The following is a 16,197-nucleotide window of genomic DNA, read 5'->3' as shown; positions in this document are numbered from 1 at the left end:
AAGCACGCTGCCTACCACTCTTCACGGATGACATCGGTGCCGTCCGGGATGTCGAAGTCGAACAGGCTGCGGTCGATGCTGCCATTGCGGGTGATATCGCTGAAGGTGATCGAAGTACGCTGCCCGGTGCTGTCCATCATCCACAGCTCGGTCAGGGTTTGCTGGTCGAACACCATGCTGAGCTCTTCGAACAGCGTATCGGCAGAGGTGGGAATCAGCGTAAAGACGTCATCGCCATCCTGCTGCTCGTAGAACACGTCGTAGCTGGCCGTCAGCTCGGTGGCACTTCCGGAAAGCAGTAACGCCGGCGTGTGCGTGACACGGTCATCCATGGCCTGAACGGTGACCTGCTCCAGGTCCGGGTCGTACAGGTAAACGTCTTCCCCATCGGACACGACGGTTTGCGAATAGGGAGCGTCGACTTCCCAGCGCAGCAAGCCAGGACGTGACAGCCACATTTCGCCATGAGCACTTTGCAGGCGCTGGCCGCTGCCATCGAGAATCCGCTGCTCGAAGCTGGCATGGTAGTTCTCGAGAGGGTCGAGACGCTCGGTGAGACGCTCGGCCGCTTCGTTGGCCCAGGCCATGGGTGCGGCAAAGGTAAGCCCCAGTGCGCTAGCAGCCAATGCCAATGCAGGCGAGCGACGTTGAGTAGGTTCGCGCATAGTGATTCTCCCTAGGCAGTCATTGCCAAAAGCGGATGAGGCACGGAGCAAGCGCTGCTCCTGATGCCATTCAGACGCGAAAGACGCCGCAGGGTTGCACCTGCGGCGCGACTTTCACGCTTGTTGCATGATTGACGAATACCGATGGCTCAATGGCCCACCGGCGGCGGCGCCAGCACCTCGCGGGAACCGTTGCCCCCCATGGAGGAGACCACGCCCGCCCCTTCCATGGCTTCCACCAGGCGTGCCGCGCGGTTGTAGCCAATCTTGAAACGGCGCTGAACCGCCGAGATGGACGCCTTGCGCGTTTCCGTGACGAACTGGACCGCCTCATCGTACAGCGCATCCTGCTCGGCATCGTCGCCCTCCACGCCTTCGGCTTCGAGGCCCGTCAGCGCGTCGGCAGAGACACCGCCCGAGAGAATCTCGTCGATGTACTCCGGCTCACCGCGTCGCTTCCAGTCATCGACGACCCGGTGCACCTCGTCGTCATCCACGAACGCGCCATGGACACGATTGGGCGGGCCAGACCCGGCCGGCAGGTAGAGCATGTCGCCATGCCCCAGCAGGCTCTCTGCACCGCCCTGGTCGAGAATGGTGCGAGAGTCGATTCGTGACGATACCTGGAACGCCATCCGCGAGGGAATATTGGCCTTGATCAAGCCCGTCACCACATCCACCGAGGGGCGCTGGGTGGCCAGAATCAGGTGGATACCGGCCGCCCGTGCTTTCTGGGCCAGTCGGGCAATCAGCTCCTCCACCTTCTTGCCCACGATCATGAACATGTCGGCGAATTCGTCGATGACCACCACGATATAGGGCAGTTTTTCCAGTATCGGGGGCGTCTGGTGCATCTCCCAGGGCTCCGGCTCCCACAGGGGGTCCGCCACCTGGGCACCGGCGCGAGCGGCCTCCTCCAGCCGACCATTGAAGCCCGCAATGTTGCGCACTCCCATGGCAGCCATCAGCTTGTAACGACGCTCCATTTCCGCCACGCACCAGCGCAGGCTGTTGGCGGCCTCTTTCATGTCCGTCACCACGGGGGCCAGCAGATGCGGTATGCCATCGTATACCGACAGCTCCAGCATCTTGGGGTCGACCATGATCAGCTTCAGCTCGTCAGGCTTGGCCTTCAGCAGCATCGAGATCAGCATCGCATTGACCCCGACCGACTTACCCGACCCCGTGGTACCGGCCACCAGCAGATGCGGCATCTTGCCCAGATTGGCGACCACGGGACCGCCACCGATGTCCTGGCCAAGGGCCATGGTCAGCGGTGAGCTCTCCTGCTGGTAGCGGTCGGAGTCGATCACTTCGCGCAATCGAATCATGGCCCGATGAGGGTTGGGTATTTCGATACCGACCGTAGGACGCCCCGGGATGACCTCGACCACGCGCACGCTTTTCACCATCAGCGAGCGTGCCAGATCCTTGGCCAGGTTACTGATCTTGGAGACCTTCACCCCAGCGGCGGGCTTGATTTCGAAACGCGTGATGACCGGCCCGGGCCAAGTGTCCACCACTTCTGCCTTGACCCCGTATTCACGCAGCCGGACTTCCAGCAGCTCGGCCATGTCCGCCAGCTGCTCGTCTGTGTAGTTGGGCTGATGGGGCTCGGGCGGGGTCAGCAGTTGCAGGCTGGGCACCTCCCCCTCGGGCTCATCTTGGGTCTCGAAACTGGGTCGCTGACTCTGCAGATGCTCGACGGTCCACAGCGTAGGGCCATTATCGGGCTCTGCATCCGGCGGCGTATCTGCCGCCAGGGTTGGCTCATGGCGTGGCCCTGTGGCTATCGGCGCCGGGCAGACGGGCAGCTCTTCGTCATCCTCGTCCCATACCGGCTCGGGCACGACTTCGGGCACCCGCTCGCGGCGTGGCTCCGCCGCCAGGGGCACCGGGGCCGATTCAACCGATGTCGAAGCAGCCACCTGTTCGGGAACGACGGCCAGAGGCGCCTTTTGACGTGTCTCATCGTCCGGGTCGCGGGCGCTCAGCGACGTGGGCGCGGCCATCGCGGCATCGTCTTCTCGGGAAGCTCTCAGCGGCGTCCCTTCAGAAACGGGTTCATCGACTGTCGGCTCGTCAACCTCTGAGCTGGGTGCTGAGGTGTCAGCCTCTTCCGGCTCTGCAAAGCGCAAACTCGGCTCTCGCGGCGCCTTGACGGGCTCGGAAGAAGCCGATGGCTGCTGAGCGGGCGCTGTCGGCTGCGGCGCGGCAGACGGCTTCTCCGTGGCGGAAAACGACATCACTGGTTCACGAGGCGGCTCGATCGGCTCCTTGACGAGCTCCTTGGCAGGCACTGTGGCCTCGGGAGCGGCCTCTTCCTGCACGGGCGCAACAGGCGCCTGGGAAGCAGGCTCGGGGCTCGGTGCCGATGGGGCGCTCGACGGTGCAGCATGGCGCTCGCTCAACACGGCCGCTGCTTCCCAAGGAATGGAGGTATCGCTATCGGGAGCCGTTGCCGTAAAACTGGGTTCGCGGCGCTCACGACGCGGAGCAGGTGAGCGCTCGCTTACTTCGTCATCGCCACGGCGGGCTGAAATGGGTGCACTGCTTCCCTGTGGTTCAGGCGTGGCATAGAAGGCATCGTCCGGGTCGGGTTCTGGGTCGGTACTGGTATCGCTAGGCTCGACCCAGGAGCGCTGTTTCACTTTGCTGGCCGCGGCTTTTCCTGCCGCGCGAACGGCAGCACGCTCGGCACGCTTTTCGCGGCTTTTGGCACGACGCGCACCGAACCAGCCACCCACTCGGCAAAGCCTGCGCCCTACTTCATCGGCCACCTGCAGCCAGGAAGTACCGCTGAACAGGGGAAAGCCGATCAGGATCAGCGCCGCAGCAATCAAGCCCACGCCACCGCTGCCCACCAGCGGTTTCAGCGTACCCACCAGCCCTTCTCCCAGAATGCCACCAGAGGCGTAGGGCAAAATGCTGTTCGGATGATAAAAATGCAGTGCGCCCAGCGTGGTGGTGCCAAACATCAGCAACACGAGGCCACCCGCGCGCACGGCAATGGCCACCGGATCCAGCTCGAAACGCACCTGGCGCGAGCGCATCAACCACCAGGCCGAATAACCGAACATGCCTGGCCACCACAGAGCGCTGGCCCCCAACAGTGAATAGAGCACATCGGCCAGCCAGGCGCCAACCGGGCCCATCCAGTTACGCACCTGTGTTTCAGGGCCCTGGTAGGACCAACCCGGATCGGCCGGGTGATAGCTAAACAGTGATAACAGCAAGAAGACGCAGATGGCCAGCATCACCACCACCACGCCTTCGCGTACCGAGCCCTGCAGGCGCAAGCCGAACCGGCGCGCCTTATCCTTTGCAGCCGTGACACGCGTCGATGAACGAGATGGTGACTGGCGCGCGTTACGCTGCGTTCGCTTGTCTACCGCCTTATTTACTTTCAAGCGATTCTCCCTTTACACCACATTGGTGTCTTTAATCCACTTGCGAGTTTGCATCATACCGAGCATCCTTCCGCCGTCACAGCGCTTCTAATCAAGCTACTTGTCACAGGAGCAAGCGATGCTACCCTGGCTCTCCTCGCCAACCCCCTTTTTCCCGTCGACCGAGCAGGCATTGGCGTCACCCAACGGCCTGCTGGCTGCCGGTGGAGAGCTTACACCAGCGTGGCTGGTCGAGGCTTACCGAAAGGGTATTTTTCCCTGGTACAGCGATGACGACCCCATTTTGTGGTGGAGCCCGGACCCACGCATGGTGCTGTTGCCTGCACAGTTTAAGCTACGTCGCAGCTTAGCTAAACGCCTGCGCCATGGTGGCTTCAGTGTGACGCGGGATCAACACTTTTTAGCCGTGCTGGATGCCTGCGCGGCGCCGCGCCGGGGCGAACCCGGCACCTGGATCAACGCCGAGATGCGCCACGCGTATCACACCCTGCATACTCTGGGCATCGCCCATAGCATCGAGGTACATCAGGACGGGCATTTGGTGGGTGGCCTGTATGGCCTGGCCATGGGGCCGGTGTTCTTCGGCGAATCCATGTTCTCACGCGTGCCCGATGGCTCCAAGATCGCTCTCGCCCACCTGGCATATGCCATGCAGTCCCATGGCGGCCAGTTGATCGATTGCCAGATGCACACCCCCCACTTGGCCAGCCTGGGCGCAACAACAGTCGCTCGCCGCACGTTCATCAACTATCTTGAACAGTGGTTACCGGAAAAAACATTCTGCTTACCCTCAACCCCTGATCAGACGCCTGTCGTGCCCGCCTCGCCCTGGCTTGATGCGCTGCCGAATGCCATCGAGGCGAGATGACGGCGTCACTGTCCACTCAAGGAGGCAAGCCGTGAGTAGTAACGCTCCTCGCCGCCCCGTGCGGGATCTGCGCTTCTTCCTGACCGTTCCTCATGCCTGCAGCTACCTTCCCGACAAGGAAGCGACCACGCTGTTTCTCGACCCACAGGAGTCGCCTGTACCCGGGGTATACGACTCGCTATCTCTGCTAGGGTTTCGTCGCAGCGGGCGACACTTGTACCGCCCACACTGCGAAGGCTGCAATGCATGTCGTTCGGTGCGCATTCCCGTCAACGGCTTCAAGCCCAACCGCACCCAGCGCAAGGTTTGGCAACGTAATACGGATATCACGGTGCGCGTCATGCCCGCCCACTTCGACCCCGGCCACTACGCGCTGTACGCCGATTACATTCGGTTGCGCCATGCCGACGGCGACATGTACCCACCCAGTCGTGACCAGTACCGTACTTTCCTGACGCTGCAGGAGCCCTACGCCCATCTGATGGAGCTGCGCCACGAGGATGAGCTGGTGGCCGTGGCCGCGTTCGATCAGCTGGAGCACGGCTTGTCGGCCATTTACACGTTTTTCAAAGTGGATGACGCGTTGGAGAAACGCTCGCTGGGTACCTACGCCATCCTGCAGCTCATCGCGCTTTGTGAAAGCAGACAGTTGCCGCACCTTTACCTGGGCTACTGGATCGAGGAGTGCCGCAAAATGCGCTACAAGCAGGCATTCTCACCCATCGAGGTGCTGGACGGGCGTCATTGGCGGCCTTTGATTCGCTAAACAGGCCAGCTTTTTTGCCTTGACGCCAGGCTTACGGCACAATATAGCGCTGTTCCTGAGCGCCTCGGCGTTTGCCGATGCGCGATGAGTGTATTTCTGACCAACCACGACGTAAAAAAGTGAGGATCTGCCTAATATGGCACGCGAAGATCATATTGAAATGGAAGGCGTTATTGTCGATACCCTTCCCAACACCATGTTCCGTGTAGAGCTGGAAAACGGCCATGTGGTCACTGCCCACATCTCTGGCAAGATGCGTAAAAACTACATCCGCATCCTGACCGGCGACAAGGTCAAGGTCGAACTGACGCCCTACGACCTCTCCAAAGGCCGCATCGTTTATCGCTCGCGCTAATCGCCTGCAGGCAACGCAGTTTCTTGCCTGCGCTTTACCCCCCCTGCCTTTCTCTGCAGGCTGTACCGCACTTGCCGTACTGCCACGGTAGCGCCGTATAGTGCCGTACTGCATCGCGCTTTACCGTAATGCGCCGCTCGCTAAAAACGACAACGCCCCGTCGAAGACAGGGCGCTGCGTGTCGTAGGAACCGCGCCCGTCAGGGCGCGTCCGCCATCTCCGTCTCGGTGGAGAGATGCAGTTCCCCCTCCTCCAGACTGACATGTACGATGCCTCCCTGCTCGGCCAACTCGCCAAACAGGATCATCTCGGCCAACGGCTTCTTGAGCTTCTCCTGAATCAAGCGAGCCATCGGACGGGCACCCATGTCCGGGTCATAGCCTTTCTCTGCCAGCCAGTCGCGGGCGATATCGTCCACGTCCAGCTGCACACGCTTCTCGTCCAACTGCGCCTGTAGCTCGATCAGGAACTTGTCGACGACGTTGCGTACCACCGAGGTCGGCAAAGCATGGAACTGAATGATGCCGTCCAGGCGGTTGCGGAACTCGGGCGAGAAAGTACGGCGGATGACCTCCATGGCATCGGTGGAGTGATCCTGACTCTGGAAGCCAATGGAGCGCCGTGACGCCTGCTCGGCCCCTGCGTTGGACGTCATGATCAGGATGACATGGCGGAAATCGGCTTCGCGCCCGTTGTTGTCGGTGAGGCGACCGTGATCCATGACCTGCAGCAGCAGGTTGAAGACTTCAGGATGCGCCTTTTCGATCTCATCGAGCAGCAGCACGCAGTGCGGCTGTTTGGTGACGGCCTCGGTCAACAAGCCACCCTGGTCATATCCCACGTAGCCGGGAGGTGCGCCAATCAGACGCGACACCGTATGACGCTCCATGTACTCGGACATGTCGAAGCGTACCAGCTCGATCCCCATGATGTGCGCCAGCTGCTTGGCCACTTCCGTCTTGCCTACGCCGGTCGGGCCAGCGAACAGGAAGCTGCCCACCGGTTTGTCAGGAGATTTCAGCCCGGCGCGCGACAGCTTGATGGCTGCCGACAGCGTATCGATGGCTTCGTCCTGGCCGAATACCAGCATTTTCAGGTCGCGATCCAGCTTCTCGAGCAGTTTACGATCCGAACTCGACACGCTCTTGGGCGGTATGCGGGCAATTGATGCCACCACGGCTTCGACCTGCTCCACATCGATGGTTTTGGCACGCACTTCCGGCGGCAGCATGCGCTGGTGGGCACCAGCCTCGTCGATGACATCGATGGCCTTGTCGGGCAGATGACGATCATTGATGTAGCGATCCGCCAGACGAGCGGCACTCTCCAGCGCACCGTCGGTGTACTTCAGCTCGTGATGCTCTTCGAAGCGCGAACGCAGCCCCTTGAGGATCTTGATGGTATCTTCCACCGAGGGCGCCAGCACATCGACCTTCTGGAAGCGACGCGCCAGGGCACGATCTTTTTCGAAGATGCCGCGGAATTCCTGGAAGGTGGTCGAACCGATGCAGCGCAGTTCGCCCGACGAGAGCAGCGGCTTCAACAGGTTGGAGGCATCCATGACGCCACCGGACGCTGCTCCTGCGCCGATCACCGTGTGAATCTCATCGATGAACAGAATGGCATTCGGCTGCTTGCGCAGCTCGCCCAGCAGGCTCTTCAAGCGTTTTTCGAAGTCGCCGCGGTATTTGGTACCCGCCAGCAGCGCGCCCATGTCGAGGGAGTAGACGACGGCATCGGCAATCACGTCCGGCACGTCTTCTTCGACGATACGCTTGGCCAGCCCTTCGGCAATGGCCGTCTTGCCCACGCCCGCCTCACCCACCAGCAGCGGGTTGTTCTTGCGACGACGGGCCAGAATCTGCACGACGCGCTCGAGCTCGTGGTCACGACCGATCAGCGGATCGATCTTGCCCTGGCGCGCCTGCTCGTTGAGGTTGGTGGCATAGCCGGTCAGCGGATGGGCCGCCCCTTCGGCACTGCCCTCCTCGGCATCATCGCTCTCTTGTGAAGAAGGTGATGGCGATGGACCGTGGCCCGACACTTTGGAAATGCCGTGAGCGATGTAATTGACGGCATCTACCCGCGCAACGCTCTGCTGCTTGAGGAAATAGACCGCCTGGCTCTCCTGCTCGGAGAAGATCGCCACCAGCACGTTGGCGCCGGTCACTTCGCTCTTGCCCGAGGATTGGACGTGGAATACGGCACGCTGCAGCACACGCTGGAAACCAAGCGTAGGCTGCGTTTCGCGATCGCCCTGCCCTTCCGGGATCAGCGGCGTGGTCGAGTTGATGAAATCCTGCAGATCGGACCGCAGCTTGTCGAGGTTTGCCCCGCACGCCTTCAGCACATCGACCGCCGAGGCATTGTCCAGCAGTGCCAGGAGCAGATGCTCGACGGTCATGAATTCGTGGCGCTTCGAGCGAGCCACGGTGAAGGCCGTGTTCAGGGTCAGTTCAAGTTCTTTGCTCAGCATGGCAGTCCCCTTTTCGCTACTACCTAGGGCATGTCGCCACCTAGGGCTTGCGTCGGATCAGTTTAATCGACCGGCACTTTCAACATCGGGTACAAATGGTGTGGTTGCAAGCCCCAAGGCTACTTTTTTTCAACGCTGCATGCGGTGCAGCATGATCAATCCGCAGCCTCGATGTCGCTCATCAGCGGGTGCTCGCACTCACGGGCATACTCATTCACCTGATAACTCTTCGTTTCTGCAATGTCGCGGGTAAAGATGCCGCAGGTTGCCTTCCCCTGGGTATGCACCGCCAACATTACTTGTACGGCTTTTTCATTATCCATATTGAAAAAGCCCTGCAGTATTTCGACGACGAATTCCATTGGCGTGTAGTCGTCATTATGCAGCACCACCTTGTACAGAGGCGGCTGGGCCAGCGCAGGCTCGGCGGGCTGTACGGCCAGGTCATCTTCGTACTCGGGCATACCAGGACGCGTCATGCCTGCATGCAGAGTCGCGGTCACGTCCAGAGGGTGTGTATTAGGCATAAGTCACGTGCATCATCTTCTTGTTGCTGACAGTCAGGGCCTTGGATCAATTCAAAGACAAGGCTTTTACAGTCCAGGCTTCTACAGACTGTACACCTATGTATAAGACGCCTGCCATCAACAAGGGTTCATGAAAGGTAAAAAATTATCACACAGGAGAGAATAAAAAACCCTCGCCCGCAAGGCGGGCGAGGGATCGATCAGCCGTTGAAGCGCGACGGCTCAGCGCATGATCAGCCCTTGGACACCATGGCCAGCGCGTCGTTGAGGGTCTTGCTCGGGCGCATGGCCTGGCTGGCCAGCTCACCGTTGGGGTGGAAGTATCCCTGGATATCCACCGGCTGCCCCTGCACGCTGTTCAGCTCATCGACGATGGCGCTCTCGTTGGCTTGCAGCGTCTCGGCCAGACGGCCAAACAGGGATTTCAGTTCGGTGTCCTGGTCCTGAGCAGCCAGTGCTTCTGCCCAGTACATTGCCAGGTAGAAGTGGCTGCCACGGTTATCCAGCTCGCCCACTTTACGCGATGGCGATTTATTGCTGTCGAGGAACTTGCCGTTGGCCTCGTCCAGCGCCTTGGCCAGCAGAGATGCACGGGCGTTGCCGAAGGTGCTGCCCAGGTGCTCCAGCGAGGCAGCCAGCGCCAGGAACTCGCCCAGCGAGTCCCAACGCAGGTGGTTCTCTTCCAGGAACTGCTGAACATGCTTCGGTGCAGAGCCGCCCGCGCCGGTCTCGAACAGACCGCCACCGTTCATCAGCGGCACGATAGAGAGCATCTTGGCGCTGGTGCCCAGCTCCATGATCGGGAACAGGTCGGTGAGGTAGTCGCGCAGCACGTTACCGGTGACGGAGATGGTGTCTTCGCCCTTGCGGATACGCTCCAGGGAAACCTTCATGGCATCGACCGGCGCCAGGATACGGATATCCAGACCCGCCGTGTCGTGCTCTTTCAGGTAGGCCTCGACCTTCTTGATCAGCTGCGCATCGTGAGCGCGGTTGGCGTCCAGCCAGAACAGTGCCGGAGCACCGCTGGCGCGGGCACGGGTAACGGCCAGCTTGACCCAGTCCTGGATCGGCGCGTCTTTGGTCTGGCACATGCGCCAGATATCGCCGGCTTCCACGCTGTGGCTGAACAGCGTCTGGCCTGCGTCGTCGGTCACCACTACAGTGCCATCGGCCGGCATCTGGAAGGTCTTGTCGTGAGAACCGTACTCTTCGGCTTTCTGGGCCATCAGACCCACGTTGGGCACGCTGCCCATGGTGGTGGGGTCGAAGGCGCCGTGCTGCTTGCAATCTTCGATCACCGCCTGGTAAATGGTGGCGTAGCAGCGGTCAGGGATAACAGCCTTCGCATCTTGCAGCTCGTCATTCGCGTTCCACATCTTGCCGGAATCACGAATCATCGCCGGCATAGAGGCATCGATGATCACGTCGCTGGGCACATGCAGGTTGGTGATGCCTTTATGGGAGTTCACCATCGCCATGGCCGGGCGAGTTTGATAAAGGGCCTCTACATCGCCTTTGATCGCCTCTTGCTGGTCGCTGGGCAGCTTCTCAATAGCGCTGTAAAGGTCGCCGATACCGCTGTTCGGGTTGAAGCCAGCACTCTTCAGCACGTCAGCGTGCTTCTCCAGCACCTCTTTATAAAACTCTTCTACCACGATACCGAACATGATTGGGTCGGAGACCTTCATCATGGTGGCTTTCAAGTGCAGCGAGAACAGCACGCCGCTCTCTTTGGCATCGCTGATTTGGCTGTCAATAAAGCTGCGCAGACGGCGGCTACTCATGCTGGCGGCGTCAATGACTTCGCCTGCTTGTACCGCAAGGCCCTCTTTTAGCACCACGTTGGTGCCATCTTTTTGCTGCAGCTCAATCTTCAGCGTGCCGGCTTTTTTCATCACCGCCGACTGTTCGCTGCCGTAGAAGTCGCCTTCGCTCATATGAGCCACATGGGACTTAGAGTCAGCGCTCCACTCACCCATGCGGTGCGGGTATTTGCGAGCGTAGTTTTTGACCGATTTCGGCGCGCGGCGGTCGGAGTTACCTTCGCGCAGCACCGGGTTTACCGCACTGCCCTTGGCCTTGTCGTAACGCGCTTTAACGGAGGCTTCTTCGTCGTTTTTCGGCTCTTCCGGGTAGTCAGGCAGCGGGTAACCTTGGCTTTGCAGCTCTTTGATGGTTGCTTTTAGCTGCGGGCCAGAGGCGCTGATATTAGGTAGTTTGATAATATTGGCTTCAGGCGTCTTCGCCAGCTGACCAAGCTCCGCCAAGTCATCGCTCACGCGCTGCTCGTCGCTCAGAATATCCGGGAATTGTGCTAATACGCGGGCAGCAAGAGAAATATCGCGGGTCTCTACTTCGACACCGGCAGAGTCGGTAAAAGCATCAATGATGGGTAACAAAGAGTAGGTAGCGAGCGCAGGAGCTTCATCGGTGAGCGTATAAATGATCTTCGGCGTTTTAGACATTTTGCGTTAACCTCTTCTTTTCAGTCGCTGTGATTATAAAAAATCCTGAGCTACGCGGCTCATACAACGAATAGCCTTGCCGCGAAGCGGGTGGAGCATCCTGTATGCGCTGCCCCTATGGTCACTCGGTGGTAAAACGACGCCGGTACATCTCAAACGGCTGCGCCGGAGTATACCAGCGCTGCACTTTAATCGCATGAGCGATTGTCGACAAATCAACTGACCTGCTATTCGAGACCATGAGCACGCTATATTTACTGCACAAGCCCTACCGAATGCTTTCCCAGTTTACCGACCGGGAAGGCCGCGCCACCCTGGCCGACGTGATCAGCGTGCCCGAGGTCTACGCCGCAGGTCGGCTGGATTACGACTCCGAAGGCCTGCTGCTGCTCAGCGATGATGGTGCCTTGATTCACCGCATTGCCCACCCTCGCCACAAGCAGCCCAAGACCTACTGGGTACAGCTGGAAGGCCAGCTCACCGACGACGCCCTTCACGGGTTGCGCTCCGGGCTGATGCTCAAGGATGGCCCGACGCTGCCCGCCAAGGCGCGGCGCATGGCGCCCCCCGACCTGCCTGATCGAACCCCCGCCGTCGACCCCAAACGGCACCCGGTGACCAGCTGGCTGGAGCTGACCATCAGTGAAGGCCGCAACCGCCAGGTACGCCGCATGACGGCGGAGGTAGGCTTCCCTACCCTGCGCCTGATACGCGCGGCCATTGGGCCTTGGCGGCTGGAGGGGCTGGCGCCCGGCGAGTGGCGCAAGGAAACCCTCCACGCGCCGCGTCAGGCACCGGCCAAAACGGCGCGCACCCGCCCAACTCGGAGAAAGCCGCGATGAGCCGCCCGATCATTCGCAGCACGGTGGCCTGCGTGATTCGCGAAGGGGAGCGCTTCCTGGTGGTCGAAGAGAACAAGGGTGGCCCGCTGACGCTGTTCAACCAGCCCGCGGGCCATATCGAACTGGGTGAAGGCCCGATGGCCGCCATGCTTCGCGAAGTTCGGGAAGAGACCGCCTGGCACGTTTCACTCACAAGCTACCTGGGCCTCTACGTGCTGCATACCGAACAGGGCGAGACCTTTCACAGCCACGGCTTCGTTGCCACGCCGCGCCACTCGCTCGGCACACCGCTGGATAACGACATCCTGGCCACCCACTGGTTGACCCGCGCCGAGATCGCCACGCTGGCCAGCGAGCGTCGGCTGCGCAGCCCGCTGGTGCTCCAGCGTATCGACGATGCCCTGGCAGGTCGCCACTACCCGCTGGACGTGATCCGCGAGTGAAGCACTCGAAGCATCCGGCTCCCATCGTGTATAATCGCCGCCCACTTGCATACCACTTCAACAGAGGATGCCCATGACATCCACCCATGGCACCGCTACCCAGGCCACCCCCGACACCGCCGCTCACGCCACTGGCAAGGTCATCGTGGGCATGTCGGGAGGCGTCGATTCATCCGTTTCGGCTCTGCTGCTGCTTCAGCAGGGGTACGAAGTCGAAGGCCTGTTCATGAAGAACTGGGATGAAGACGACGGCACCGAATACTGCACTGCCAAGGAAGACCTGGCCGACGCAGAAGCCGTGTGCGCCAAGCTGGGTATCAAGCTGCACACGGCTAACTTCGCCGCCGAATATTGGGACAACGTTTTCGAGCATTTTCTGGCCGAATACAAGGCAGGGCGCACTCCCAATCCGGACATCCTGTGTAACCGAGAAATCAAGTTCAAGGTGTTCCTGGAGTACGCCGAAATGCTCGGCGCCGACAAGATCGCGACCGGCCACTACGTGCGCCAGGGCGAGCGCGCAGGTCGACCACGGCTGCTCAAGGGGTTGGATGCCAACAAGGATCAGAGCTATTTCCTGCATGCCGTACCTGAAGCGGCCATTGCGCGTACGCTGTTTCCCGTCGGCGAGCTGGAGAAACCCGCCGTGCGCGCCCTGGCCGAACAACACGACCTGGTGACGGCCAAGAAAAAGGACTCCACTGGTATCTGCTTTATCGGTGAGCGTCGTTTCCGCGACTTCCTGCAGCAGTACCTGCCCGCCCAGCCGGGCACCATCGAGACCCCTGAAGGCGATGAAATTGGCCAGCACATGGGCTTGATGTACTACACCCTGGGGCAGCGTCAAGGGTTAGGTATTGGCGGTTTGGCCAACTACTCCGAAGACCCCTGGTACGTGGCGGCAAAAGATCTCGAGCGCAACGTGCTGATCGTGGTGCAAGGCAAGCATCATCCGCTGCTTTACACCAATGCACTCGCCACCGAGGCGATGGACTGGGTCGCCGGAAAGCCGCCGGTTCAGCAAGGCCGCTTTACCGCCAAAACCCGCTACCGCCAAAGCGACTGCCCCTGCGAAATTGTCGCCCAGGCCGACGGCAGCGTCGAAGTCATCTTCGATGACCCGCAGTGGGCCGTGACGCCCGGCCAATCGCTGGTGCTCTACGACAACGACATCTGTCTGGGCGGCGGCGTGATTCGCGCCACCTGGAACACCACGGAGGCCGCGGCATGAGCGCCACCCCCATTCATCGTGCTCCCGACTCTCCGGCAGCGCGCCAGGCCCTGGCCCTGGCTGGGGTCTTTCAAGCAGCAAGCCTCGTCGATGAACTCGCCCGTACAGGACAAGTTGATACGCGCGCGTGGGAAACGCTGATCAACGCGACGGTAGACACCAACCCGGAAAGTTTTGAAGCCATCTACGGCGGCCACCCCAATAATCTGCGCCGGGGGCTCGACACGCTGGAAGCCCTGGTAGGCCGCAAGCAGGCCAACCCAGTGGTGCTGCGCTACGGCTTTTCGCTGCTACTGCTGATGAACAAGCTGCGTAACGACACGGCCATGATGGACCTGCTGGGCCAGAAACTCACCCACGTACAGGGGCAAGCAGAGCACTTCGGCACGACCCACGAAAACGTGATTGCAAGCCTGGGGGAAACCTATCAGGAAACCCTCTCCACGCTAAAGACCCGCATCGTGGTACAGGGTGACCCCTCGCTCTTGCAGACCCGCATGATGCCCGAACGCGTACGCGCCTGCCTCATGGCCGGTATCCGCTTTGCGCTGCTGTGGCATCAGCAGGGCGGCCGCCGCTGGAAGCTGGTGTTTCAGCGCAAGGCCTTGCGCCGCGCTCTGGATGAGCTGGGGTAGACGCACGCTGCCTCGCCAGCCTGACGCCCCCGACCACTGATGTTCGATCACCGACTCTCGATCACTGACTCTCGACCAACCTGGAAACCAAGCCATGCAACTCTCAGCCTTGACCGCTCTTTCCCCTGTTGACGGCCGCTACGGCGCCAAAGCCGCAGCGCTGCGTGAACACTTCAGCGAATTCGGTTTGATCCGTGCGCGCGTGATCGTGGAAGTGCGCTGGCTGCAGCGCCTTGCAGAGCACAGCCAGATTGTCGAAGTCCCGCCGCTTTCCGCAGAAGCCACCGCGTTTCTAGAGCAGCTTATTCGTGACTTCTCAGTCGATGACGCGGAGCGTATCAAAGAGATTGAGCGCACCACCAATCACGACGTTAAAGCGGTGGAGTACTTCCTAAAAGAGAAGATTGCAGGCCAAGCCGAGCTAAACGCCGTTACCGAATTTATCCACTTCGCCTGCACCAGTGAAGACATCAACAACCTCTCTTACGGCGTGATGCTGGCAGATGGCCTAAAAGCTATGCTGCCGACAATGCACGAAGTCGCCGATGAGATTGCCAAGCTGGCGATTGCCCATGCAGGCCAGCCGATGCTGTCACGCACCCATGGCCAAACGGCTAGCCCCACCACGCTAGGTAAAGAGATGGCTAACGTGGCGTATCGCCTCAAGCGCCAGCTCAAGCAGATCGAAAGCGTGGAGATTCTGGGCAAAATCAACGGTGCGGTAGGCAACTACAACGCTCACCTGACCACCTACCCGGATATCGACTGGGAAGCCAACGCGCGCACCTTTGTTGAAGGCTTGGGCTTAAGCTTTAACCCCTATACCACACAAATCGAACCCCACGACTACATTGCCGAACTGTTCGATGCGATCTGCCGCTACAACACGATCCTGATCGACTTTGACCGCGACGTATGGGGCTATATTTCCCTGGGCTACTTCAAGCAGCGCACCGTAGAGGGCGAAATTGGCTCTTCCACCATGCCGCACAAGGTCAACCCGATTGACTTTGAAAACTCAGAAGGCAACCTGGGCCTCGCCAACGCGGTGATGAGCCACCTAGCACAGAAACTACCGATTTCCCGCTGGCAGCGCGACCTGACCGACTCCACGGTGCTGCGCAACCTCGGCGTCGGCCTGGCTTACGGCTTGATTGGCTACCACGCCAGCCTGAAAGGCATCAGCAAGCTGGAAGCCAACCCGACCAGACTCGCCGAAGACCTGGACAACAGCTGGGAAGTGCTGGCCGAACCCATTCAGACCGTCATGCGTCGTTACGGCATCGAGAAGCCCTACGAGAAGCTCAAGGAGCTGACCCGCGGCAAGCAGATCGACCAGGCAGGCTTTGCAGCCTTCATCGACACCCTGGCACTGCCCGACGATGTGAAACAGGAGCTGAAATCTCTTTCGCCAGCCAGCTATATTGGTAATGCGAAGGCGCAGGCCGAAGCCCTTCCGCAACGGCTTGCGTCCCTATAAACGCACGCCGTTTCGATCCGTGCCGCTCACT

General features: G+C 60.5%; 13 protein-coding genes. 8 read left to right on the top strand and 5 right to left on the bottom strand.

Annotated features, from left to right (window positions below; all coding sequences use genetic code 11):
- Positions 1 to 11: 11 nt before the first annotated feature.
- Both lolA and RVM27_RS14565 read right to left on the bottom strand, forming a co-directional pair.
- Positions 12 to 665: an outer membrane lipoprotein periplasmic chaperone LolA gene (gene lolA, locus RVM27_RS14570; RefSeq protein WP_016914486.1), complete on the bottom strand. Its 654-nt coding sequence runs from the start codon at positions 663 to 665 to the stop codon at positions 12 to 14.
- 149 nt (positions 666 to 814) lie between these two features.
- Positions 815 to 4,075: a DNA translocase FtsK gene (locus RVM27_RS14565; protein ID WP_287807202.1), complete on the bottom strand. Its 3,261-nt coding sequence runs from the start codon at positions 4,073 to 4,075 to the stop codon at positions 815 to 817.
- 118 nt (positions 4,076 to 4,193) lie between these two features.
- Here RVM27_RS14565 and aat point away from each other — a divergent pair, with 118 nt between their 5' ends.
- From aat to infA, 3 genes are all read left to right on the top strand, one after another.
- Complete coding sequence (aat, locus tag RVM27_RS14560; protein WP_100731192.1) at positions 4,194 to 4,943, top strand: leucyl/phenylalanyl-tRNA--protein transferase; 750 nt, start codon at positions 4,194 to 4,196, stop codon at positions 4,941 to 4,943.
- Between the two features lie 31 nt (positions 4,944 to 4,974).
- The gene (locus RVM27_RS14555) at positions 4,975 to 5,709 is read left to right on the top strand and encodes an aspartate/glutamate leucyltransferase (RefSeq protein ID WP_498956890.1); all 735 of its coding nucleotides are present in this window, start codon (positions 4,975 to 4,977) and stop codon (positions 5,707 to 5,709) included.
- Positions 5,710 to 5,845: 136 nt separating this feature from the next.
- Positions 5,846 to 6,064 carry a translation initiation factor IF-1 gene (gene infA, locus RVM27_RS14550; protein ID WP_007111068.1) on the top strand — a complete coding sequence of 73 codons (219 nt, stop codon included), beginning with the start codon at positions 5,846 to 5,848 and terminating at the stop codon, positions 6,062 to 6,064.
- A gap of 199 nt (positions 6,065 to 6,263) precedes the next feature.
- Here the strand turns inward: infA and clpA are convergent, their stop codons facing one another.
- From clpA to RVM27_RS14535, 3 genes are all read right to left on the bottom strand, one after another.
- Positions 6,264 to 8,540 carry an ATP-dependent Clp protease ATP-binding subunit ClpA gene (gene clpA, locus RVM27_RS14545; protein WP_039176236.1) on the bottom strand — a complete coding sequence of 759 codons (2,277 nt, stop codon included), beginning with the start codon at positions 8,538 to 8,540 and terminating at the stop codon, positions 6,264 to 6,266.
- A 155-nt stretch (positions 8,541 to 8,695) separates the two neighbouring features.
- Positions 8,696 to 9,019 carry an ATP-dependent Clp protease adapter ClpS gene (gene clpS, locus RVM27_RS14540; RefSeq protein WP_371317426.1) on the bottom strand — a complete coding sequence of 108 codons (324 nt, stop codon included), beginning with the start codon at positions 9,017 to 9,019 and terminating at the stop codon, positions 8,696 to 8,698.
- A 281-nt stretch (positions 9,020 to 9,300) separates the two neighbouring features.
- Positions 9,301 to 11,535 carry an NADP-dependent isocitrate dehydrogenase gene (locus tag RVM27_RS14535; RefSeq protein ID WP_287807206.1) on the bottom strand — a complete coding sequence of 745 codons (2,235 nt, stop codon included), beginning with the start codon at positions 11,533 to 11,535 and terminating at the stop codon, positions 9,301 to 9,303.
- Positions 11,536 to 11,774: 239 nt separating this feature from the next.
- On the opposite strand from RVM27_RS14535, the gene RVM27_RS14530 reads away from it, so the two are divergent.
- The 5 genes from RVM27_RS14530 (at position 11,775) to purB (ending at position 16,166) form a co-directional block, all read left to right on the top strand.
- A complete protein-coding gene (locus RVM27_RS14530; RefSeq protein ID WP_287807208.1) occupies positions 11,775 to 12,377 on the top strand; it encodes a pseudouridine synthase in 603 nt (200 codons plus the stop codon).
- Complete coding sequence (locus tag RVM27_RS14525; RefSeq protein WP_498956889.1) at positions 12,374 to 12,820, top strand: NUDIX hydrolase; 447 nt, start codon at positions 12,374 to 12,376, stop codon at positions 12,818 to 12,820. Before RVM27_RS14530 ends, RVM27_RS14525 begins: the two co-directional genes overlap by 4 nt.
- Before the next feature lie 73 nt (positions 12,821 to 12,893).
- Positions 12,894 to 14,051 carry an MnmA/TRMU family protein gene (gene mnmA, locus RVM27_RS14520; protein ID WP_498938383.1) on the top strand — a complete coding sequence of 386 codons (1,158 nt, stop codon included), beginning with the start codon at positions 12,894 to 12,896 and terminating at the stop codon, positions 14,049 to 14,051.
- Positions 14,048 to 14,686 (top strand): high frequency lysogenization protein HflD, encoded by a 639-nt coding sequence (hflD, locus tag RVM27_RS14515; RefSeq protein ID WP_287807213.1) that lies wholly within the window; start codon positions 14,048 to 14,050, stop codon positions 14,684 to 14,686. Before mnmA ends, hflD begins: the two co-directional genes overlap by 4 nt.
- Before the next feature lie 94 nt (positions 14,687 to 14,780).
- On the top strand, positions 14,781 to 16,166 hold the full coding sequence (gene purB / locus RVM27_RS14510) for an adenylosuccinate lyase (RefSeq protein WP_287807215.1): 1,386 nt from the start codon (positions 14,781 to 14,783) through the stop codon (positions 16,164 to 16,166).
- The last annotated feature ends 31 nt before the right edge of the window (positions 16,167 to 16,197 follow it).

This window comes from Halomonas sp. KM007, from assembly GCF_050709225.1.
GTDB lineage: Bacteria > Pseudomonadota > Gammaproteobacteria > Pseudomonadales > Halomonadaceae > Vreelandella > Vreelandella hamiltonii.
Note: the sequence above shows the minus strand (reverse complement) of the source record. Positions and strands in the feature narration are given on the sequence as shown.